Raw genomic sequence first — 22194 nt, forward strand, 5'->3', positions numbered from 1 at the left:
TTTATTTTATTAATGAGTGGTTGTCAGCGTTGAGGAGGATTTTTTCTGTTCTTGTTTACAACTAATAAAACTAGTTAAAATCCCTAAAGCTGAAATAAATAGGAAAATAAAGAAACATAGTTTATATTGACTAGCACTGTAGTAACGGACAGCGTCTGTGCTGCTTCCGACATAAGTTAAATCAAGAAAAGTACCAATTAATAAGGTGATGAGTGAGCTTGCGATAAACTCCCCAGCATTAATAAAACTGCTAGCCAGCCCATTGTTATCAGGTGTACAGTAATTTGTAATATCAGTAAAGGATAGGATGTGTGCGGTGGCGAAAAATCCTATCATAAATAGTAAAATCGGTAGGATGGAAAGAGGTGGTTGTCCATTGGCTATGATTAAAAAGTAGATCCAACAAAGTGTCATTAGAGTCGAAGCAATGCGCTGGCAAAGTGAGATTTGATATTTAAACCAGTTTAGAATTTTATTAATACATAATGAACCAACAATTAACCCAATAAGAATAAAGGAAATATAAAATGAAGCTTTTGTTTCAGTTAGGTGATAGACAGTTGATAAATAGTTGACCCCCCAAACACCAGAAAAAGCAGTCGTACAACCGACTAATGTGAACAGGGCAAAGAAATTACGCCAAATGGAACGATTTAAGAGGACCGTTTTCAATGCTTGTTTCAAATTAATCTTTTGTGAAATACCTGTTTTTCCTTTTGCTTCGAATCCATAATCGTTAGGATGATTTTTAACATAGATAAAGATTAACAGTGAGATAATGACACAAAGGAATCCCATCCAAGTCATTGAACCACGCCACCCCATGTAAGCCACTAAAATGGCAAGTGGAAATGTAGCAAGCATCCCCCCCATATTCCCAATAAATGAAAGGAGTCCTGAAGCACGCGTAAATTCACGCTGGTTAAACCAAATACTTTGGGCTTTTAAGACAGAAATAAAAATAACGGACGTTCCAAGTCCAACAAGTAGTCGTCCCATATACGCGAGAGATATGGATGGAGTTATTCCGAGTAAAATTGATCCGATTCCTGTTAGTAAGACACCAAAACCACTGATTTTACGATATCCGTAAAGATCTAGTAACAATCCAGCAGGAATTTGCATTAAAGCATATGTATAAAAGGTTACCGAGGCAATATTACTAACTTGTGTAGCAGTTGCATTTAAGTCCGCACTCATAGGGGATGAAATGACACCCATGGATCCGCGATGGAAGAGAGAAAGGACAAATGAAAAGGTTAAAATAATCCAAATTCTCCATTTATAAAAGTTATAACTTTTCATAATGATTCTCCTTTGAAATTAAAATTCATTTACCACTTATTATGGATGATAAAGAGAAAAAAGGCAATAAAAACCATTTTTTCTATTAATTATTTTAAGGTTGCTGATAGGTTCATCTCAATTTAGTGGGAGGGAGTTTCACTGATTTAGCGAATAAAAAACAGCAACTCATCGTGGTTGCTGTTGAATAGACTTAATTAAAATCGTTTTTGAGCTAATTGTTTAAAATATTCAATATCTTCGATGATTAAATCGAGTGATTTTTTCCAAAAGGCTTGATCTTCAATATCAATATCCATTGTTTGAGCGACTTCTTTAGCCGATAGTTTACCCGTTACTGCCAAAAGGTTTTTATAAGCTTTAGGGAAGTCTTCGCCCTGTTCTTCATATTTGGCATATAGACCTTTTGCAAATAATAACCCAAAGGCATAAGGAAAGTTATAGAAGTTAGAAGAAGCATCGTAATAGTGAGGTTTACATGCCCACATATAAGGGTGTAAATAATTGGGATCAAGGCCATCACCATAGGATTCTTTTTGAGCTTTAATCATCATTTCATTTAATTCTTTAACCCCAACTGAACTTTCTTCTCGGCGTTTGAAGAGTTCAGTTTCAAATAAATAACGGCTATAAATGTCGACGATGATTTGAGTGGCGTCTGTTAATTCTTGTTCTAAAACAGCAAACGCTTGTTCCTCGTCACCACCTTTAATCGCAGCCTTTTTAACGATGGTTTCACAGAAGGTTGACGCTGTTTCAGCTAAAGGCATAGGATAACCAGAGTTTAAGATACTTTCTTCATTTAAGCAATAGCCATGAAATCCGTGTCCGAGCTCATGAGCCATCGTAATGACATCACTAAATTGATCGCCATAATTTAATAAGAAACGACTTTGTTTAATGATGTGTAAGTTTGAGCAGAAGGCACCACCTACTTTTCCTTGTTTGGGATAAACATCAATCCAAGCCCCTTCCATCGCCTCTTTGGCATACTCAGCCAGTTCGTCAGAAAAGGTTTTAAATAATTTTAGAACATATTGTGTTCCTTGTTCATAGTCAAAGGTTTGAGTGTGAGTTCCAAGTGGAGCAAATAAATCATAAAATGGAAGACCGTTTTTATGACCTAGACATTTTGCTTTTGTTTTTAGAAAGTCACGAAAATGAGGTAGGGCTTCTACGATGGCAGCGAGCATCGCATCTAATGTTTTTTTTGTGATGCGAGATTTTAAAAGTGTTTCTTCAAGGGCAGATTCATAGCCACGCCATTTACATAATGTAATGACTTCGCCTTTAATGTTGCTCAAACAAGCAGCTAAACTATCATCCACTTTTTCATAGGCTTTTAATTCAGCTTCATACGCCGCTTTACGGATATCAGGATTTTTATCGTGTGCGAGATTTCGTGCCATGGTGAGTGGCATGGATTTAACCTCATCCTGGAGCGGGACATCAACCATGAGCTTAGATGTCAACATATCTTTTAACTTTGACCACGCAATGGAACCTGTATTTTGTAATTTAGCCACAATAGCTTCTTCTTTATCACTTAATAAATGAGCGCTGAATTGTTGAATCTCATGGAATAAAAAGGAATGGTCTTTTAATGCCTCTGATTGAGATAAAAAGGAATCGATATTTTTTAAAGACCCAATCCAATGATTAACTTTTGCTTCACTTGAAGCTAAAGCACTACTTTTTTCATTTAAAATATCTGAGTATTTTAATGCTTTTTCATCACTTGTATTAGTGCTTAAAGTTAAGGAACAAAATGAGAAGAGTCGTTGAAATAAGCTGGCCATTTCAATTTGAAATTCTAGATACTCTTCTAGCTTTTTGACTTCATTTTTATCTATATTAGATAGAGATTGTGCATACGTTTCATAGCGCTTGATGAGGTCATCAACGGTATTTAAGTCATTTAAGAAGTCTTCACTTTCAAATGATTCATATAATTCTTTTAAGCTCCAAGTCGTTTCCATAAAACGCCTCCTTTATTCATTCTCTTAGTAGTCTAAACCGATTTGAGGTAAAATATGATTGAAAAATTGTAAATTTGGAGTAAAAGGCGATGAGTTTTTTAGCAATATAGTGTAAAATAAGAGAAGTGAAAATTCAGAAGGAGGAATGAATCAATGGCTACATTAGTATTCGGACATAAAAATCCAGATACGGATTCAATTACATCTACTTTAGTCATGACTGACTTACAAACAAAATTAGGTATGGACGTGAAAGCTTGCCGTTTAGGTGATGTTAATAAAGAAACTCAATACATTTTAAATCATTTTCAAGTGGAAGCTCCAACGTTAATTGAAGAAGTTACTGAAAATGATGAAGTTATTTTAGTGGACCACAACGAATTTAACCAAAGTGCAAACGGAATTGAAAAAGCAACAATCAAAATGGTTGTTGATCATCACCGTATTGCAAACTTCCAAACATCTGAACCATTATTCTATCGTGCAGAGCCAGTTGGATGTACAGGAACAATTTTATATAAAATGTATAAAGAAAATGGAATCGAAATCGAGCCTAAAATCGCAGGATTAATGGCAAGTGCGATCATTTCAGACTCATTATTATTCAAATCACCAACTTGTACACCACAAGATGAAAAAGCGTGCCGTGAGTTAGCGCAAATCGCAGGATTAGATGTTGAGACTTACGGATTAGAAATGTTAAAAGCAGGAACTGATCTTTCTGATTTAACAGCAGGTCAATTATTAGGGATTGATGCTAAAGTATTCCCAATGGGATCATCAACGGTTGAAATTGCACAAATCAACGTGGTTAGCATTGAAGATATGATGACTCGTAAAGCTGAGTTAGAAGAGCAAATGCAAGCCATTATTGCAGAAAAAGGATTAAACTTATTCGTCGCTGTCATCACAGATATCTTAAATAGTAATTCACAAGTAATCGCATTAGGTGAACGTACGGATATCGTTGAAAAAGCATTTAATGTTGAATTAACAGAAAACACAGCTTTACTTGAAGGTGTTGTTTCTCGTAAAAAACAAATCGTTCCAGTGATGGATCGTATTGCTTAATTAATAAGTATTAGGGAGGACTTTTAAAAGTCCTCTTTTTTTATTGAAAACTATTTTATCCACAAGGAATGGTTAAAATTTCTTTTAAAATATAAAATTTGAGATATAATATTGAATGAAATTATTTTTGGGAGGTTCATTTATGAACGATTATATCGATTTGTTTTGGACATTTTGTCGCATTGGTGGTTTAACATTTGGTGGTGGTTATGCCATGTTACCAATGTTACAAAAAGAAGTGGTAGAAACGAAAAAGTGGGCGACTGAAGAAGAAGTGATGGATTACTATGCTGTTGGACAATGTACGCCAGGTGTCATCGCTGTTAATACAGCCACTTTTATTGGTTATAAACATCATGGAATTTTGGGGGCGATTGTTGCAACAGCAGGTGTTGTGTTTCCATCTTTAGTGATTATTATGATTTTAGCTGCTTTTTTACAGACGTTTGCAGAATTTGAGATAGTTCAACATGCTTTTAATGGAATTCGTGTGGCTGTTTGTGTGCTTGTTTTAAATGCGGTGATTAAGTTATGGAAAGGATCGGTTATTGATAAAGTGTGTCTTGGAATCGTACTAGTTACGATTGCCATTGGAATTTTAACGAATATCTCACCGGTATTTATTGTGATTTCAGCTGCTATCGTGGGATTGTTAGTCAAAGGGAGAAAGGGAGAGAGAGCATAATGACGTATTTCATTTTATTTTTGGAATTTTTTAAGATTGGATTATTTGCCGTCGGTGGCGGACTTGCGACCTTACCTTTCTTATATGAACTAGCAGAAAAATATACTTGGTTTGATGAAGCGATGCTTGGAAACATGATTGCCGTTTCTCAATCAACACCTGGTCCAATTGGGATTAATATGGCAACTTATGCTGGCTTTAATGCGGGTGGAATTTTAGGTGGATTAATTGCAACCATTGGATTAGTTATGCCATCCGTTATTATCATTATTATTGTGGCCCATGTTTTAAATAAATTTAAAGAGAGTAAAGCTGTACAATCTGTGTTTTATGCCTTACGACCAGCTGTTACCGGACTAATTGCTGTTGCGGGATTTGGTGTGTTTAAGATTTCAGTTTTAACACTTGATAAATTTAATGTGACGCATCATTGGGCGGATTTTTTAGATTTCAAAGCAGCTCTTTTATTTATTGTTTTATACGTTATTACGAATAAAATTAATAAACATCCAATTCTCTTTATTGCAGCTGGAGCTCTGGTTGGAGTTATTATTGGATTATAACCATTTGGATAGAAGGAGAAAACCTTCTATCTTTTTTATTTCTAATAAAAAGGATTACAAACCAGTATTATCCTATATTATCTAGTTATTCATTTCTAATTGAGCTAAAAGTTATATTTTTTGTCGATTTATGAGAAAATTGTATATGAAAATATGTAAAAATACGATATATTTAGAAGAGAAAGGCATATGTGCCATTTGTAATTTGATAAGAGGTGAATTCATTGTTAAGTGAAGTTGATAAATGGAGCCAAAAATATACATGGTTCCGAAAAATGACGGTTTGTTTTTTAGTCATTTTAATTAGTAGTGTCATCGGCTTTTTCTTGACGTTATCGTCTGCATTTATTAGTACAGCTTGTTTAATTATTAGTTTCCTGTCTGTTTTAGGAATCCGAATTGGCTTAGGTAAAATGGATGAGTTTAAATCATTATACGTCAATACTGTTCCGATGATTAATCCTGAGAAAGACTTTAAAGAAGGAAGGTCTTTAGCAGAAAATGAAGAGTTGATGTTAAGTAAAGATGTCTCAGTTGCTGAGGTTGAAGCAGCACTTGAAGCTTTAGTAGAAGAAGGACAGCAATTAACACAAATCGAAGAAATAGTGGTCATCAATGAGTCTAGTCAAATTGAGGACGTAGAAGTGACTGAATTAGAAGAAATTCAAGAAGAAACAGAAGCGACTGAATTAGAAGAAACTCAAGAAGAAACAGAAGCGACTAAATTAGAAGAAACTCAAGAAGAAACAGAAGCGACTGAAGTAGAAGAAACTCAAGAAGAAACAGAAGTGACTGAAGTAGAAGAAACTCAAGAAGAGACAGAAGCAGAAAAATTAGACGATGTTCAAGAAGAATCGGCCCAGCAGACACTTTCTTTAGAGGAACAGGTATTTGAGACTATTAAAATGATTTTAAGAATGAATCATTGTGAGGTCGAGAACCTATCTTTCAAGACGGTTGGAAAGTATTTAACGATTTATTTAAAGAGTCGTGTGATGATACGTTTGAAATTAACCGGACGTAAACATTATGTTCTAACTTATTTATCTCAAGCTGAGGTTGAAGCTTTAGGATTAGTCTTTGATACGCCGGCTAAGAGCGAGGCTTATACGAGTCGTGTTCAGTTTACATCAATTGCTGTTTTAGCACAGTTAGAAGCACAGATTGTTGAATTATATAATCGCTTAGTTAAATAAACGAAAAGCATGATCATAACCAGATCATGCTTTTTTGATGGATATAAATGAAGGCGTATTCACGATTTTAATCGATGTTTCGACAAATCGTGAGCGAATTTACGTGAACGACATGTTATATTACTAGGGTTAATAACCATTCGGATATAAAGGGGGAAAGTTTGATTAGAAAAGACGAAGTCAATCAAAATTCAATAGGGAAAATGAGTAAAATCTAAGTAATGGAGATGAGTGGGTATGCTATCATATAAGTATTTATTTGATATGGCATTAATTCTGTTGAGTACAAAAGTTTTTGGTTTAGTAACGAAAAAGTTTTCGATGCCACAAGTGGTTGGAGCCTTATTAGCAGGGCTAGTATTAGGGCCTGCGATGTTAAATGTGTTACACGAAACAGATTTTATCAAGCAAGTTGCGGAACTAGGTGTCATTGTCTTGATGTTCACAGCGGGACTTGAAACAGATCTAACAGAGTTAAAAAAGACAGGAAAAGCATCATTTATTATTGCATTACTTGGAGTATTAGTTCCTTTAGTCGGGGGACTGGGCATTGCTTCTATTTTTAATCAAGAAAGTTCACCAGAAGAGGTTAGTCATTTATTACAAAATATTTTTATTGGGGTTATTTTAACGGCGACCTCTGTTAGTATTACGGTTGAAACGTTAAAAGAGTTAGGAAAATTAAATACACGTGCTGGTAATGCCATTTTAGGAGCAGCGATTATTGATGATATTTTAGGAATTGTAGCTTTGACGATTGTCACAAGCTGTGCGGATGATTCGGTTAATATTGCCCTTGTATTAGGCAAGGTTGCCTTATTTTTTGTTTTTGCGATTGGTGCGGGCGTTTTATTTTATCAGTTTTATAATCATTGGGTCAGAGCTTATCAAAAAGATATGAGACGCTTTGTGATTATTGCTTTTGTTTTTTGTTTGTTACTTTCATTTTGTGCAGAAGAATTTTTTGGTGTTGCAGACATAACGGGAGCCTTTATTGCAGGCTTGATTTTATCGAATACACCATGTGCTCAGTATATTAATTCTCGATTTGAAACGATTTCTTATATGTTACTTTCGCCCATTTTCTTTGCCAGTATTGGAATTCAAGTAGATTTAAGTGAGATGAGTAGTGAATTATTAATATTTACAGTTATATTAGTGATTATTGCTATTATATCTAAAATTATTGGTTGTGGGATAGGGGCTAAACTTTGTCAATATTCGAATCGAGAATGTGTACAAATCGGAGTTGGAATGATCTCGCGCGGTGAAGTCGCATTGATTGTTGCCAGTAAGGGAGCAGCGTTAGGATTGATGGGTGCAACCTTTTTTGGACCGGTGGTTATCATGGTCGTTGTGACCACTATTCTGACTCCGATTTTATTAAAATTAGTTTTTAGTTCTAATAAAGAATCTGATTCTGAGCTTCATAAAAAATCAAAGTTAATTCAATCATAAAAGTGGTGCTACTCAGTAGCACCACTTTTTTAATGTTGAAGATGAAGTTTATAAGAGGTTTCGTAAAGGGTTTGATTCGTGAAAAAAGAGACGGTATAAACATCTGAAGGTAATAGACTTAAATCCGTTCGATCGATCACCCGATAAAGGTTCTCTTTTTTCAGTGCTCGTTTATAAGCGGAAGGAAGGCGAGGAATGGAATCATCCATCGTTACCAAGAAGCAATCTGTGGGAGAAATACTATAAGTATAGCGCTCTTCATTCACATTGGTTAGGACCAGTGTTAATTCATCTGTGATTTGCTCTTTCATGAGATAGGTATCCAAAAATAATACCGAATCAGTTAAGGTCATTGTTTGAATAAGTGATGAATCCAATCTTTTTTTAGTGAATGACTCAGGTAAAAGCGGCGTTTCTTTTTGAACGTTTAAATTAACTTTACTCAAACTTGAGATTGGAGTAAATTCGATTGTTAAATTTAAATCACTCATGTCTAAGGCTTCACTCGTATAGATATGATTAATACCTTCAGCTAAAAGTTCCATTTCAAATATAATCGATGACGCATCATGGACATCGACCTCAAAGAGTTTCCCACCCGTTTGATTTCCTTGTTGAATGAATCCGAATAAAACAAGCATCGACTCATTCATTGGCAAGTAATCAACTTCACTAATAATGGTTGAACAGAGAGGCGGGTTCAACTCTTCTCCAAATGACCAAAGTTGTTCAATGGTCAAATCAGATTCATGAATTCGATAGTGGACGGCACGACTATATTGATTTAAATCTGGATAAAATTTTCTAGGAAAAACACCGATATCGACATGGTTGTCAAAAAGGATCAAATCCGTTGTTTCTGGATTTCGATCAAGGTCGGGTAAGACTTTAGCAGAATGTTGGGCAAATGGCCAAGAAAATGGCTCATTCACAGGTGTTAATAAATAAGGTTGTAAGCTTTCATTGACCTCATCAGGTGCTCCTAAAATCCATTTAATCTCTTTTTTCTCAGGATTGATTTTCACGACCATACTTTGTGAACGCCCTGAAGCAATGACCGACTGGTCACTTGAATCTATCATGGCATAATTGAGATGGAACCAATCATTGTAATCCCCTTTAATGGCTTGTGGTAGTGTTTGTTCAAAGCGGGAAACATCGAGATAATCTCGCAAATTAATAGTCTCTAACACATCTCCAGTATTGGAGTCGAGCAGATAGATGATATCTTCGATGTAGCGGTTATTTGATTTATCAGATGAATTGATTAAATAATCACCACCATCTGTTTCAACTAATGAATGATGACCAGCGCCAGGAATATACATTTGTTTTAAAATCTGACCTAAATAATTACGCTCAATTAATGCCTGATGATAGTAGTAAAAAGCAGGGACATCATAGGTTAATAACGTACCATCCTTTAGAGGTGTAACGGAACCGGATGAAGCCTTTTGAATCCAACGAATGTCTCCCGCTTCATCGATGAGATAGTGATAGTGATCATCCGATACTAAATAAAGTTTCGTTTGCTCTGAATTCGTTTTAAACTGGGTCACCTTTGGATGGATGGCCTGACTTGGTAAAGGATCGGTTTTAAGGTGAAGCGTATGCATTAGTACTTCTCCCGTTTCTAAGGTGGCCTGTAAGTGAATCGTATTCATTTCATTTGCATAGAGTCCCGTTAAAATAAGAAAGTGCTCTTTTGTTGGAGTGGGGGAGGTGTAAGTAAATGATAGTTGTGGGGTGTGACCGACCACTTCATAGCTGACGATGGCCTCTTCTTCTGTCTTAAACATTAGTAAATAAGAAAGGGGCGAATTTTGATAAGGATCCTTTAACAGATAAGGATTTTCAATGGTATAATTGCCCGCATCAAATTCAATTAACCAATCTTGTTCGAGTTGATGTTGGACTTCTAGAGGGGGTGACGTTGACTCAATAGTGATAGATGTAGCTTCACAACCAGTCAGTAAGGTGAATAAGAATAAAAAACTTATTTGAAATAATCGTGGGATCATAAAAAGTCCTCCTTAAACAAATACTTCGTTTTATTTTACTATAAAAGGATATGATATAAAAGGGATAATCCTTTTGAGATTAGGAACGGAAAAAGGGAATGTCGTTTCGTGTTTTTTTTTGTTGCAATTTACAAAGGGAGTATTTTATAATGAAAAATAGCATTTATGCAACGAGATTAAAAAGAAGAGGACGACTAAATGGTGATAAACGAAGTACCGATTCAAGGTTATTTATATGTAATTAATTATGCAGAAGGTGAAGAATCGTTATGTAAGCTTGAAATGAAAGTTTTATTTGGACAAGAGTTAACGGATAAGTATCTCTTTTCTCCAATTGATATTGATCCTTCTCGTAGTGTCTTTATTAAAGAACGTTTAACGATTTTATATCGTCATGAAACGTATGAGGGTCTTTATGAGCAAGTAAAGGCGAATCCATTAAGTTATGAAACGTTTAAGTGTCTATTCTTACGATTTAAAGGGCAAACGGTAGAGTATAAAGAACGTTTAGAACGTTTAAAACGTGTTGGCTTTTTAATTGGTGGAGAAGCGGACATGTATCAACCTAAACAACTTCTTGGATTGACGGAATTAAATGGGGAATGGTTCTTTGGAACGTTAGAGCCTAATTCCAATGAATGGGTTACTCATGAAAATAAACCGCATTCTTATTCATTTTCATTAAGTGTCCGTGTTTCACGTGCTGTGGCCAATCTAGCAGTAGGGTGTGATTTGACGAAACGAATTATTGATCCATGCTGTGGTGCAGGAACTGTCGTACTTGAAGTGTTAACCGTTGGTGGAAACATTGTAGGGAATGAATTAAATCCTAAAGTCGCATGGAAAGCGGAAGAGAACTTAAAACATTATGGTTATGAAAATGTGATTCAAATCGGAGATATTCAAGAGATTCAAGAACATTATGATTTAGCAATCGTTGATTTGCCATATGGACATTTTAATCCCATTGCACCGGAAATCCAACAAATGATTATGAATGAGGCGCGTCGCATTGCCGATCAATTAATTATTGTGACTCAAGTAAAGATGGATGAACAATTAAAAGAAGCAGGGTTTGAAATTGTGGAGCAATGCGAAGCTGTGAAGGGGAAATTTGTTCGTTATATCACGATGTGTTGTTAAATAAAAATGGATCAGAACAACGTAGATTAGTAACTAGGAGGAAAGTATGACAAGTAAGTTATTTAAAGACTCAATAGTCATTGGGTTTGCATTATTCGCCATGTTTTTTGGTGCAGGAAATTTAATTTTCCCACCGTTTTTAGGAAATTCGGTAGGGGATCAATTCGTCCCAGCCTTATTTGGATTTTTATTAACAGGAGTGGGCCTTCCTCTTTTGGGGATTTTAGCCTGTTCACGTGCGGAAGGATCGTTTGAAAAAATAGCTTCTCGTGTTGGACCACGATTTGCGATGGTGTCAACGGCCATCTTAATTTTAGCGCTTGGTCCAGTGATTGCTATTCCACGTACGGCTTCAACAACGTATGAATTAGGAATTGTAACGTTATTCCCATCGGCTAATTCATTGATCACAACAGTTGTGTTTTTTGCTGTTTGCTTATTCTTTGTTTTAAAACCAACCTCAATTGTTGATGCAATTGGAAAATTTTTAACCCCTGTTTTATTAATCGTGTTAATTTCGATTGTCGTAAAAGGAATCTTTATGCCAATTGGTGACATTGCTCCGCTTGGGGTAGAAGGGACGTTTGTTTCATCGTTTAAAGAAGGCTATCAAACGATGGATGCGATTGCAGCTATGATTTTTGGATCGATTGTCTTAGCCTCAGTACGATCAAAAGGATATAAGGATCATAAGGATATCTCGAAAGTGATTATGATGGCGGGAATGATTGCCGTTTTAGGATTAGCCATCATCTATGGTGGTTTAATGTATTTAGGTGCCCAAACTTCAGGTCTTGAGCATGTATCATTTACGCGCACTCAATTAGTCATGTATATTGTGAAGGAAGTATTTGGATCATTCGGAACTATCTTCTTAAGTATTTCAGCCATACTCGCTTGTTTGACGACAGCAGTTGCCTTATTAAGTGCTAGTGCAGAGTTCTTTACTAAGCTCTTTAAGGGGAGTGTTCCTTATGTAGCCAATGCTATTATTTTAACGGTTATCAGTGTGTTAATGGCAACCAATGATGTCGATTCTATTGTAGCATTAGCTGGGCCGGCATTAGATGTGATTTATCCACTGGTAATCGTCTTAATCGTCTTAACTTTAATGGGACGCTTGGTGAAATCGGATCGAGTGGTCGCGTGGACGGTTTATGTCACATTAGTGGTTAGTCTTTTAACAACGCTAGTACCAATGATGAATATCTCAAGCCTAACAGCCTTAATGACATATTTACCACTTCATGCCGCAGGACTTGGATGGATGATTCCAGCTATTTTCACGTTTATTCTGGCAACTGTTTTAACGAAATCAACGAAATAGTTTAAAGTCCCTCCTGTCAAACAACTTGACAGAGGGACCTTTATTTTTTATGCTAAATAAGTAAGAAGCCGTGATTTTTGTACATCATAAAAAGATTTTACTGCCTCTATAGTCAGTCGTTATTAGGGTGTTTTATGATTTTAAGTCTGATGTAATTAATATAGGTTATAGATAGAGATGAAGAAGAGGTGGAGGAAATAAGTATGAAACAAAAAGTTAGATTTGGAATTATTGGCACTAACATTATTACCGATCAATTTATTCAAGCAGCATCTCATTGTGAAGCCTTTGAATTAAGTGCCGTTTATTCACGTACAGAAGCACGTGGTCAAGCGTTCGCTGCCAAATATGGGGTGAAACATATATTCACAGATCTTGAAGAGCTTTTAACGAGTGATGTAGTCGATGCCATGTATATTGCGTCTCCTAATGCCTTACATGCGAAGCAAGCGATTATGTGTTTAAATTATCAAAAGCATGTATTGTGTGAAAAGCCATTAGCATCAAACTTAAAAGAGGTTGAAGCTATGATTGCAGCTGCAAAAGCAAATCATGTTTTGTTGATGGAAGCGATGAAGACAACGTTACTGCCAAACTTTAAAGTGATTCAAGAACAGTTGTCTAAGATTGGAACCGTGCGCCGTTACTTTGCAAGCTTTTGTCAGTATTCATCACGCTATGATGCCTATCGCGCTGGAACAGTTTTAAATGCCTTCAATCCTGAGTTATCGAATGGTGCATTAGTCGATATCGGTGTGTATACCATTGCTCCTATGATTGCGTTATTTGGCGCTCCTTTAGCGATTAAAGCAAGTGCTCATCTGTTAGAATCTGGTGTTGATGGAGAAGGGTCAGTGATTTTTGAATATCCACAAATGCAAGGAACCGTTATGTACTCCAAAATTTCAAACTCATCTCTTCCAGCCGAAATCCAAGGTGAAGAGGGAAGTATCATCATTGATCGAATTAATCAAATGGATCAGGTCACGATTCATTATCGAAATGGTGAGGTGGAGGAAATAACATTACCGCAAGTGGAGCAGAATATGGTTTATGAAGCCGAAGAATTTATTCAGCTCATTTTAAATCAAAAACATGAATCAGCAGTGAATTCATTTAAATTTTCGTATGAAGTCATGCGAGTATTAGATGAAGTTCGCTCTCAAATTGGGCTCGTCTATCCAGCTGATTTAAAGGAAATTGATTAAGAGGTGATGAAACTGAAGCAACATTCTTTACTCGCCTATATTCATCCAACGAATTTAGAACAGTTAGAGCGAGTATCCCAAGAGATAACTTTAAAAAAGGGTGAAACTTTATTTCGACAAGAAGATATCGCGCATTCGATTTATTTTGTTCGTGAAGGAACATTAAAAATATTAAAGACGTCATCGATGGGACAAGAAAAAATCTTTTCTTTATATCAAGGTGGGCAGTTTGTTGCCTTAAGTACGTTATTTAATCCTCCTCACCGTTATCCTGCTACAGCCATGGCTGTTGAAGAAACGATTGTGGTTAAAGTTCCACGTGAGGCGTTAGAAGCGGGAATTTTATCGACTGAAGTAGCAACGCGAGAATGGTTTAAACAACTCAATCGTCGATTAGAAGGTGTTCAACAATTATTAACGGACCAAGTATTCATTGATGCGAAAGAGCGATTTAGAAAATGGTTACAACGCTTTACTACTGCCCATATGTCTTCTTCAGACGATGTCTTTGTAAAAATTCCTGTAACTAAACAAGAGATTGCTGATTTACTCAGTATTCGCAGAGAAACATTTAGTCGCCTGTTAGGGGAACTAAAAGAAGAGGGATTGTGTGAAGTCAAGGGGAAAACCTTTAAAATCAATCGTCAATGGTTAAGTGGTGAAGAGTAGTTCGAAAAGTCGAGCTACTTTTTTTTATTTTTTCCCTGAATGTGATGTACCTCACATCTTTTTAAAAAAGCTGACGTTATAATGAAGCAGTCATTTAGATTAAGAGGTGAGAGTTATGGAAATGAATTGTAATCAATGTCAAGAAGCGGCAAAAGGGATCGGATGTACGGTCTTTGGTGTTTGTGGAAAATCACCAGAATTAAGTGCCTTAATGGATACATTTATTTACTCGTTAATTGGATTATCATCACTTGCGGTGGAAGCCAAAAAATTAGAAATTAATACTGAAGAAATTGATTTATTTGTGATTGAAGGATTATTTGCAACGATTACAAATGCAAACTTTGATGAAGAAGAATTTGTCTCACGTATTCAAGCAAGTATCAATTATCGTGAACAATATAAAGCATTACTTCAAGAAAAAGGAATCGTCTTACCATCAGCAGCTATTTATGAACTAGACGTCAAAACAAAAGAAGAAATGATTCACAAAGCACTTCATTTAGCAATTCATCAAACAGCAGATGAAGATATTCGTTCGATTCGTGAGTTAATGTTATTCGGATTAAAGGGATTAGCTGCTTACTTATCACATGCTGAAAAATTAAACTATAAAAATGAAGCTTTATTTAGTGCAGCGCATGAATTTATGGCTTCATTAGTAAATGATGAATTAACACTTGAGCAATATGTTCCAATGACATTAGCACTTGGTGAAGTTGGAGTTCAGGCGATGGCGTTATTAGACGAAGCTAATACAACGACATTTGGAAATCCAGAAATTTCAACTGTCGAGATTGGAGTAGGGACACGTCCAGGAATTTTAATCACAGGACATGATTTACACGATTTAAAACAATTACTTGAGCAAACAAAAGATCAGGGGATCGATATTTATACACATAGTGAAATGTTACCAGCTCATTATTATCCTGAACTTAAAAAGTATGAGCATTTAAAAGGAAACTATGGGAATGCTTGGCATTTACAAACAAAAGAATTTGAAACATTTAATGGACCAATTGTGTTTACAACGAACTGTTTAGTGCCACCACGTTCTAATTCAACTTATATGGATCGTGTGTATACAACAGGAAATACAGGATATCCAGGATTTAAAGTAATTCCTGTGTTAGAAGATGGAACAAAAGATTTCTCAGCTGTGATTGAGCAAGCTAAACAATGTGTGGCTCCAACAGCGATTGAAGCCGGACAATTAGTGGGTGGATTTGCTCATCATCAAGTCTTAAGTTTAGCAGATTCAATTATTGAAGCAGTAAAAGGTGGGGCGATTAAACACTTTGTCGTAATGGCCGGATGTGATGGACGTCATAAAGAACGTCAATATTATACAGATTTTGCCCAAGCATTACCGAATGATTCTGTGATTTTAACGGCTGGATGTGCCAAATATCGTTATAATAAATTAGAATTAGGAGATATCAATGGAATTCCACGTGTGTTAGATGCAGGGCAATGTAATGATTCATACTCATTAGCTGTCATCGCCTTAAAATTAAAAGAAGCGTTTGGACTTGAAGATATTAATGATTTACCGATTGTTTATAATATCGCTTGGTATGAACAAAAGGCAGTTATTGTCTTATTAGCGTTATTATCACTTGGTGTGAAAAAAATTCACTTAGGGCCAACATTACCTGCATTCTTATCACCAAATATCGTCAACTTCTTAGTTGAAACATTCGAAATTGGTGGTATCTCAAGTGTTGATGAAGATTTAAAAAAGTTTTTATTAATCAATGAATAATAAAAAAACTGAAGGGAGTTATAAGTCTCCCTTCAGTTTTTTTATATTAAGTTTCTTGTCTTAATTAATCGGCAGAAGAATCACATAATAATAAACATCGTATAGTGTCATATCAAATGCATGTGATGAATAGTATCATTTTTAGTAGCAACTTGTCTCGGTAACTACCGCGGAGATTACTATTTAAAAATAAATAATAATGAAATTGAGCATCTTCGATGTAGTGGACAGATAGATCGTTACTAAATAGACTAATTTATTTGGTCCTTGAATATACTTCGTTGGTGAAAAAATGACTCTTTTTATGATTTGAACTTCCAAAAGTATTGAATGAATCGTTTAGATTTCCCCATTCTTGTTGCTATATTTATCATAATTTAAATAGAATTTAAAAACTAGAAAAAAGTGTAAATATATATGGCGAAATATAATTCATATTTTTTCTATATGTAATCTATAACAAAAAATCTAAAAATAACTTATATTAAACTATTTTCTATGTTAAGATTCCCGTTGAAATTATGTTAAAACCTTTTAGCCTTATATAAATATATAACATATAACACGATTGCAAACAAAAATAAAAGGTAAAACTTCACTGTTTAAAATAACGTATGATAGATAGCGAAATGCTCATAATATTGTCGAAAGAAAGGTGATAATTATGGCTAAAAAAGGAATGCGACGTCCTGATCCAAGTGAACCACATGGAACAGAGAGCAACAAAAAAAATAAACATCCTAAAAATGATATGCCTCCTGTTCCTGAGATTCAAGGAAAAGCAAAACATGGGCATGTTAAAGCTGGACGTGTTTAAAAAAAATGTCTATCCGATAATCGGATAGACATTTTTTTATGATGATTTTAACGAGACATTCCCGTTTTCAACCGTAATTCTTAAACTGATTCGCTTTTGTTCATGCTCAAATTGAATGGTTGCGATTTCTCCTTCTAAATCAATAATGGTTCCATCACCAAATCGTTGATGATGAATGAGTACTCCAACTTGATAAGCCTTTAAATCAACAGCAGTCGTTAAGTTCATGGATTTTAGTTCTGAAATCGAGCGTCCACTAGCTGTTCGTTTAGGCTGTGGTGATGATTCAGTCGCTGACTTTGGATGAAGAATTTGATGAACATCTTTTACAAAAACGGAACGGTTAAAAAGCATGTTGTGCTTATTGGCAACGCTCAGAATTTGAAGCTGATGGCGGGCACGTGTCATGGCGACATAAAAGAGACGGCGTTCTTCTTCAAATTCTTCTTCTTCGTGTAAGAGATGCTGATTCAAAGCGCTTGATGAGGGAGTAATTCCATCCATACAATCGATTAAGAAGACGGTATTAAATTCTAAACCTTTAGATGCATGGAAGGTTAATAAGTTAATAGCAGGCGTCATTTGCTGAGCACTTTGATGACTCAGCTGATACAGATGGGACAAGCGATTTAAAAACTCATGAAGGTCACCAGTTTCTGACGCAATACTTTTCAATGTTTCAATGACGGCTAGACCTTGGGTGTAAACACGTTCTTTCTCGTCTTTAATAAATCCGCGTTTCGTTAAATAGTTTTCATAATCGAGCGTATCTAAGATAAAGTGAATGGCTCGTTTAGGAGGAAGCTCTTTAAGCTTTGGAAGATTTAATTTAAATTGTCTGATTTTATCACGCTGAAAGGCGGTTTTGAAAGCAACTTGACGTGTCAAATAATCTAAATAAGCACTCTCACTTTGAGCAAGAGTTTGTTGAACGACAGAGGCAGATAAATACAGAATTTTGGCGATACGCTTAAAGGCTTCAGCATCTGTTGGATTTAGCGCGAGATGGAAGAAAGCGACCACATCTTTGACAATCGGATGAGTAAAGAAGATAAGTTTCCCCTCTTGGAGTCTAAATGGAAGTTGGTGACGCTCAAGCGTTTCAATCAACGAAATCGCTGAAACATTTTGACGATATAAAATCGCGACCTCATTTAAATCATCGGTTGCTTTTAATTGTTCCATTAAATAGGTAAATTGTTCTTTTTCAGTTTGAAAATGATGAAGAACCGGCACAGAAGAAGGGGGATTGGGAGTTTTAATTTCTTTTGGATAACGATCGTGATTGTGACTAATAAAGGTTGATGACATCTTAACAATATTTTGGCTTGAACGAAAATTTTCCGTTAAATAAATAATTTTTGCGTCTTTGAAGGTTTGTTTAAAGTCAAGTAATTGCTTAGGGTAAGCCCCACGGAAGGCATAAATACTTTGATCATCATCGCCGACTAAAAAGAGGTTGTTTCTAGGAGTCGCCACTAATTTAATGAGTTCGTATTGAATTTTAGATGTATCTTGTGCTTCATCAATTTGAATGTGCGTATAGCGTTGTTGATAAAAGGTACGAAGCTCAGCCTGATGAATTAAAATCTGGTAGGCTGTTGTTAATAAATCGTCATAATCAAGGAAAAAGTTAGCTTCTTTTTTTTGTTCATAAGCTTTATAAACCTGAATAAATAACTCCACTTCATTTTCGACGTACTTTTTAATCTCCTTTGTCTGATGGGGCTCAATCATTAAGTTTTTTAATAAACTAATTTGCCCTGTTATCGTCTCATACTCGTCATCACTTAAATAGCGCTCGGATTTCTCAAGATAAATAGAAGCAAGCAGTTGTCGTTTACTATGTGTCATTTGATTAGGGGTATCAATAAATTCATATCGTGTCCCACTAATCTGTTCAAAATGTCGGATGATATGAAAAGCAAAACTATGAATGGTTGCGAATTTGACGTGATTTGCTAATGATGGAAATAGAGATTTAAATCGGTCATTCATGTCTTTCGCAGAGGCTTTTGAAAAGGTTAGAGCCAAAATTTGTTGAGGGGAAACGCCTCCTTTAACCATTAGATTTGCTAAGCGAATCACTGTGACAGTCGTTTTTCCGCTACCTGGACAACTAATCACACAGATTGGACCATGTAAAGCTTCCACGGCGTCTTTTTGAGAGGGGGTTAAGGTCATTTTAAAATGATCGTATAAATAAGATGTAAGTTCATCGGCCATAAGACGCGCCTCCTTTTAAAAGTGTTAAACTTCTTTCATTATACAAGAAGTTTCAAGATTTGACTAATCACGGCGTAAAGAAATTTAATCACTCAAAAAGAGGTCCCAGTGAATTGTTCTTATAATATGATAAAGTAGGAAAGAAGGTGAGGATATGGCTTTTTGGAATGATTTTCAGAAAACAGTTAGTAAAACAGCAGAAACAGGAATTAAGCATACAAATAAGTGGTTGGAAATTGGGAAGCTAACGATGTCGTTGAATGCGGCAAAGTTAGAGTTAAATGAGTTGTTTGAGCAACTTGGAGAGTATATATATGTAAATAAGGTGAGTGATATCACACATTCAGATACTGTTCAAGAACTCTTTCATCAAGTCTCTCTTCAAAAGTCAAAAATTAGAAAAATACAAATGCAAATCAATCAAGTCAAACAAATTCGAGCGTGTGAAAATTGTGGGGCGGAATTGGATGAAAATGCAAAATATTGCCCTCAGTGTCGTGCGCCTCAATCAGATCAAATTGATTGGCATTTATAAATAAAAGCCCTTCTAAAGAGAAATAAATCTTAAGAAGGGTTTTTTAGATGGATAGAGGTGGAACAATTTGTCGAAATCAAGTATAATGAGGGTTGCTTATGGAGAAAAAATAATCAGAGGAGGAGATTAGATGGTGATTATTAGTATCACGTTGATTATATTAATCGTCGCAGGGTACTTCATTAAAAAGAATTTCGATATTAAATGGGTGATGTTTGGAAGCGGGATTGCCTTGATGGGAAGTGCTATTTTACTTAAAGTACCTCTTTTACCTGAGGAAAGTAGTAGTGGCATTGCTTTTTTTGATATCTTTAAAGTCATTGGGACATTATTTACGAAACAGTTAACAGGAGCCAGTTTTATTTTGATGCTTCTGTTTGGATATACAGCGTTTATGAAACAAATTGGAGCGAATCAAATGACGGTTCAGATGTTGAGTCGCCCCTTATTACATTTAAAATATAAGGCGTTATTATTACCGTTATTTTATCTGATCGGAAATGTACTCGGATTAATTATTCCAAGTGCCTCAAGTTTATCTGTTTTATTAATGGCCACGGCTTATCCAATTTTAGTCTCAGCTGGGATTTCGCCACTTGGGGTAGCAGCTGTGATTGCGATGTCAGCAACGATTGCTCCCACCCCATTAGGAGCCGATAATTTATTAGCCTCTCAGGCTTTAGACATGACAGTGACAGATTATGTTTTTAATTATCATGCGAAAGCCTCTATTCCAATTATTTTAGTTTTAGCGATTGTTCATTATGTCTGGCAACGTTATATGGATAAAAAAGAGATAGCGTTAGCAATTAATCAGGAGATGTTAGTGAATCAAGAGGAAAGAAGCACGTTCAATACTCCACGTCTATATTCAATCTTACCCATGTTACCTCTATTATTAATGGTTATTTTTAATGTCTTTTTAAAGAAAGATAATGTCGGGATGGTTGAAGTTACGCTCTGTTCGTTCCTCTTTAGTATCTTCTGTGAGATGGTTCGGTTGAAATCAGTGCAAAAAGGAGTTCAATCGATTCAAGTTTTCTTTGATGGAATGGGAGTAGGGTTAACGACAGTTGTGATTCAAGTCGTAGCAGCATTAACGTTTGTGGAAGGATTAAAAATTATTGGTGTTATTGATTTGTTAACTAATAGTATTAATCAGCTGAGTGGAGCAGGATTAATTTTAACGTTATTCTTCTGTGGATTGGCTCTTTGTGTCGGATTATTAAGCGGAAGTGGATTGGCCCTCTTTTATGCATGCGTAGAATTAATGCCGAGCTTTGCAGCGTCTGCTGGGATGAATGCGATGTTACTTGCTATTCCGATGCAGTTTGTCTCTCATTTAGTAAAAAGTATTTCACCTGTATCGCCAACTGTTATTATTATTTCATCCATGATGAATGTCTCGCCTGTTGGATTAATTAAACGTACTATTGTACCTGTACTTATTGGAATGCTATTATCAATTATCCTACCGTATCTCTTATTTTAGTACACCGTGAAATGCTTAGTAATTAAGGACAATCAGTTACATATTTCACCCGTTTTCATATAATGCAGTAAAGAAACGAATGAAGGCTGTACAAGATAGAGGGGGGAATCCGATGCTTAGAGTCAATCGAACCTTTTTATTTGTTTATAATTTATTAGTTGCTTTAGCGTTCTTATTGCGTTATGTGATGGTTGGGCCTATCCTATTTAATCAAGTTTGGTGTTATTGGATGGTTCTAGTTGCGATGGCGTTAGTATTATCGTTGCTAAATTATGTAACATTTTGTCATCCGACACCACTTGAGATTGTCGCTTATCATGTCAATCTTATTATGCGTCATCCTATTGATCAAGGTGAAGATGAGGAGTATGATGCGCGTAATAAGTTATATTTATCTGAACGTTTTATAGAAAGCTCTAATTATAAATTTTTCTATTATGAAGACTGTTGTGCTAAAACGAATCAATATCATCGTATGAAAATTAAATTAGCTATTGGTGAACAAACCTTTAATAAAGCATCCATTATTATTAAAACGATGGATCAACAATATATTCGTTTTAATATGATTAAAGAAACAGATTATTCGCTGTTGGCCTTTTTATATGAGTGGGAAATTGATGACATTGACTATAGTGATCAAACAACATTTGAACGAATGGTCAAAGGTCAATAACGTGAAAGAGTTAGTAGAAAAGTGGTTCTACTAACTCTTTTTTTATGTGCGCCCG

The 22194-nt window shown here is 35.5% G+C and carries 18 protein-coding genes; 14 read left to right on the top strand and 4 right to left on the bottom strand.

All coding sequences use genetic code 11. The annotated features are described in order from the left end of the window. Positions 1-9: 9 nt before the first annotated feature. Together NEH74_RS08715 and NEH74_RS08720 are read right to left on the bottom strand one after the other, a co-directional pair. Complete coding sequence (locus NEH74_RS08715) at positions 10-1305, bottom strand: MFS transporter (protein WP_262941281.1); 1296 nt, start codon at positions 1303-1305, stop codon at positions 10-12. 197 nt (positions 1306-1502) lie between these two features. Then, positions 1503-3284 carry a M3 family oligoendopeptidase gene (locus tag NEH74_RS08720; RefSeq protein WP_055241404.1) on the bottom strand — a complete coding sequence of 594 codons (1782 nt, stop codon included), beginning with the start codon at positions 3282-3284 and terminating at the stop codon, positions 1503-1505. 153 nt (positions 3285-3437) lie between these two features. Between NEH74_RS08720 and NEH74_RS08725 the strand changes: the two genes are divergently transcribed. The 5 genes from NEH74_RS08725 (at position 3438) to NEH74_RS08745 (ending at position 8257) form a co-directional block, all read left to right on the top strand. Then, on the top strand, positions 3438-4355 hold the full coding sequence (locus tag NEH74_RS08725) for a manganese-dependent inorganic pyrophosphatase (RefSeq protein ID WP_055241402.1): 918 nt from the start codon (positions 3438-3440) through the stop codon (positions 4353-4355). 142 nt (positions 4356-4497) lie between these two features. Further along, positions 4498-5040 carry a chromate transporter gene (locus tag NEH74_RS08730; protein WP_055274967.1) on the top strand — a complete coding sequence of 181 codons (543 nt, stop codon included), beginning with the start codon at positions 4498-4500 and terminating at the stop codon, positions 5038-5040. Next, positions 5040-5603 carry a chromate transporter gene (locus NEH74_RS08735; protein WP_055304619.1) on the top strand — a complete coding sequence of 188 codons (564 nt, stop codon included), beginning with the start codon at positions 5040-5042 and terminating at the stop codon, positions 5601-5603. Before NEH74_RS08730 ends, NEH74_RS08735 begins: the two co-directional genes overlap by 1 nt. A 224-nt stretch (positions 5604-5827) precedes the next feature. After that, the gene (locus tag NEH74_RS08740) at positions 5828-6799 is read left to right on the top strand and encodes a hypothetical protein (protein WP_055304621.1); all 972 of its coding nucleotides are present in this window, start codon (positions 5828-5830) and stop codon (positions 6797-6799) included. Positions 6800-7036: 237 nt separating this feature from the next. Further along, entirely contained in the window at positions 7037-8257 is a 1221-nt protein-coding gene (locus tag NEH74_RS08745) for a cation:proton antiporter (RefSeq protein ID WP_055274972.1), read from the top strand. 29 nt (positions 8258-8286) lie between these two features. On the opposite strand, the gene NEH74_RS08750 is transcribed toward NEH74_RS08745, so the two are convergent. Next, positions 8287-10278 (bottom strand): aryl-sulfate sulfotransferase, encoded by a 1992-nt coding sequence (locus tag NEH74_RS08750; protein ID WP_068758818.1) that lies wholly within the window; start codon positions 10276-10278, stop codon positions 8287-8289. A 198-nt stretch (positions 10279-10476) separates the two neighbouring features. Here NEH74_RS08750 and NEH74_RS08755 point away from each other — a divergent pair, with 198 nt between their 5' ends. The 6 genes from NEH74_RS08755 to NEH74_RS08780 all read left to right on the top strand — a co-directional run bounded on the left by NEH74_RS08755 (position 10477) and on the right by NEH74_RS08780 (position 17210). Next, on the top strand, positions 10477-11421 hold the full coding sequence (locus tag NEH74_RS08755; protein ID WP_070099766.1) for a TRM11 family SAM-dependent methyltransferase: 945 nt from the start codon (positions 10477-10479) through the stop codon (positions 11419-11421). Positions 11422-11467: 46 nt separating this feature from the next. Next, positions 11468-12748, top strand: coding sequence for a branched-chain amino acid transport system II carrier protein (brnQ, locus tag NEH74_RS08760; protein ID WP_055304624.1), 1281 nt, complete (start codon positions 11468-11470; stop codon positions 12746-12748). 203 nt (positions 12749-12951) lie between these two features. Next, complete coding sequence (locus NEH74_RS08765; protein WP_055304626.1) at positions 12952-13956, top strand: Gfo/Idh/MocA family protein; 1005 nt, start codon at positions 12952-12954, stop codon at positions 13954-13956. Between the two features lie 6 nt (positions 13957-13962). After that, the gene (locus NEH74_RS08770) at positions 13963-14625 is read left to right on the top strand and encodes a Crp/Fnr family transcriptional regulator (RefSeq protein WP_147614341.1); all 663 of its coding nucleotides are present in this window, start codon (positions 13963-13965) and stop codon (positions 14623-14625) included. A 115-nt stretch (positions 14626-14740) separates the two neighbouring features. Then, a complete protein-coding gene (gene hcp, locus NEH74_RS08775) occupies positions 14741-16393 on the top strand; it encodes a hydroxylamine reductase (RefSeq protein WP_055304627.1) in 1653 nt (550 codons plus the stop codon). Between the two features lie 664 nt (positions 16394-17057). Beyond that, positions 17058-17210 carry a hypothetical protein gene (locus tag NEH74_RS08780; RefSeq protein WP_172676248.1) on the top strand — a complete coding sequence of 51 codons (153 nt, stop codon included), beginning with the start codon at positions 17058-17060 and terminating at the stop codon, positions 17208-17210. Between the two features lie 36 nt (positions 17211-17246). Here the strand turns inward: NEH74_RS08780 and NEH74_RS08785 are convergent, their stop codons facing one another. Next, positions 17247-19436: an ATP-dependent helicase gene (locus NEH74_RS08785; protein ID WP_055304629.1), complete on the bottom strand. Its 2190-nt coding sequence runs from the start codon at positions 19434-19436 to the stop codon at positions 17247-17249. Positions 19437-19590: 154 nt separating this feature from the next. On the opposite strand from NEH74_RS08785, the gene NEH74_RS08790 reads away from it, so the two are divergent. From NEH74_RS08790 to NEH74_RS08800, 3 genes are all read left to right on the top strand, one after another. Further along, positions 19591-19971, top strand: a complete 381-nt coding sequence (locus NEH74_RS08790) for a zinc ribbon domain-containing protein (RefSeq protein ID WP_055241386.1) — start codon at positions 19591-19593, stop codon at positions 19969-19971. A gap of 130 nt (positions 19972-20101) precedes the next feature. Next, positions 20102-21463, top strand: a complete 1362-nt coding sequence (gene dcuC, locus NEH74_RS08795; RefSeq protein ID WP_070099767.1) for a C4-dicarboxylate transporter DcuC — start codon at positions 20102-20104, stop codon at positions 21461-21463. A gap of 112 nt (positions 21464-21575) precedes the next feature. After that, positions 21576-22139 carry a hypothetical protein gene (locus tag NEH74_RS08800; RefSeq protein ID WP_055241384.1) on the top strand — a complete coding sequence of 188 codons (564 nt, stop codon included), beginning with the start codon at positions 21576-21578 and terminating at the stop codon, positions 22137-22139. The last annotated feature ends 55 nt before the right edge of the window (positions 22140-22194 follow it).

It is taken from the genome of Turicibacter sp. GALT-G1 (assembly GCF_025594995.1).
Classification (GTDB): Bacteria; Bacillota_I; Bacilli_A; order MOL361; family Turicibacteraceae; genus Turicibacter; species Turicibacter bilis.

Excerpts from the sequence above, each read along its gene's own strand:
- NEH74_RS08750 (WP_068758818.1), bottom strand. The coding sequence starts at position 10,278 with ATGATCCCACGATTATTTCAAATAAGTTTTTTATTCTTATTCACCTTA.
- NEH74_RS08770 (WP_147614341.1), top strand. The coding sequence starts at position 13,963 with ATGAAACTGAAGCAACATTCTTTACTCGCCTATATTCATCCAACGAAT.
- NEH74_RS08745 (WP_055274972.1), top strand. The coding sequence starts at position 7,037 with ATGCTATCATATAAGTATTTATTTGATATGGCATTAATTCTGTTGAGT.
- NEH74_RS08790 (WP_055241386.1), top strand. The coding sequence starts at position 19,591 with ATGGCTTTTTGGAATGATTTTCAGAAAACAGTTAGTAAAACAGCAGAA.
- dcuC (WP_070099767.1), top strand. The coding sequence starts at position 20,102 with ATGGTGATTATTAGTATCACGTTGATTATATTAATCGTCGCAGGGTAC.
- NEH74_RS08735 (WP_055304619.1), top strand. The coding sequence starts at position 5,040 with ATGACGTATTTCATTTTATTTTTGGAATTTTTTAAGATTGGATTATTT.
- NEH74_RS08800 (WP_055241384.1), top strand. The coding sequence starts at position 21,576 with ATGCTTAGAGTCAATCGAACCTTTTTATTTGTTTATAATTTATTAGTT.
- hcp (WP_055304627.1), top strand. The coding sequence starts at position 14,741 with ATGGAAATGAATTGTAATCAATGTCAAGAAGCGGCAAAAGGGATCGGA.
- NEH74_RS08755 (WP_070099766.1), top strand. The coding sequence starts at position 10,477 with ATGGTGATAAACGAAGTACCGATTCAAGGTTATTTATATGTAATTAAT.
- NEH74_RS08725 (WP_055241402.1), top strand. The coding sequence starts at position 3,438 with ATGGCTACATTAGTATTCGGACATAAAAATCCAGATACGGATTCAATT.
- brnQ (WP_055304624.1), top strand. The coding sequence starts at position 11,468 with ATGACAAGTAAGTTATTTAAAGACTCAATAGTCATTGGGTTTGCATTA.
- NEH74_RS08730 (WP_055274967.1), top strand. The coding sequence starts at position 4,498 with ATGAACGATTATATCGATTTGTTTTGGACATTTTGTCGCATTGGTGGT.
- NEH74_RS08785 (WP_055304629.1), bottom strand. The coding sequence starts at position 19,436 with ATGGCCGATGAACTTACATCTTATTTATACGATCATTTTAAAATGACC.
- NEH74_RS08765 (WP_055304626.1), top strand. The coding sequence starts at position 12,952 with ATGAAACAAAAAGTTAGATTTGGAATTATTGGCACTAACATTATTACC.
- NEH74_RS08720 (WP_055241404.1), bottom strand. The coding sequence starts at position 3,284 with ATGGAAACGACTTGGAGCTTAAAAGAATTATATGAATCATTTGAAAGT.
- NEH74_RS08780 (WP_172676248.1), top strand. The coding sequence starts at position 17,058 with ATGGCTAAAAAAGGAATGCGACGTCCTGATCCAAGTGAACCACATGGA.
- NEH74_RS08715 (WP_262941281.1), bottom strand. The coding sequence starts at position 1,305 with ATGAAAAGTTATAACTTTTATAAATGGAGAATTTGGATTATTTTAACC.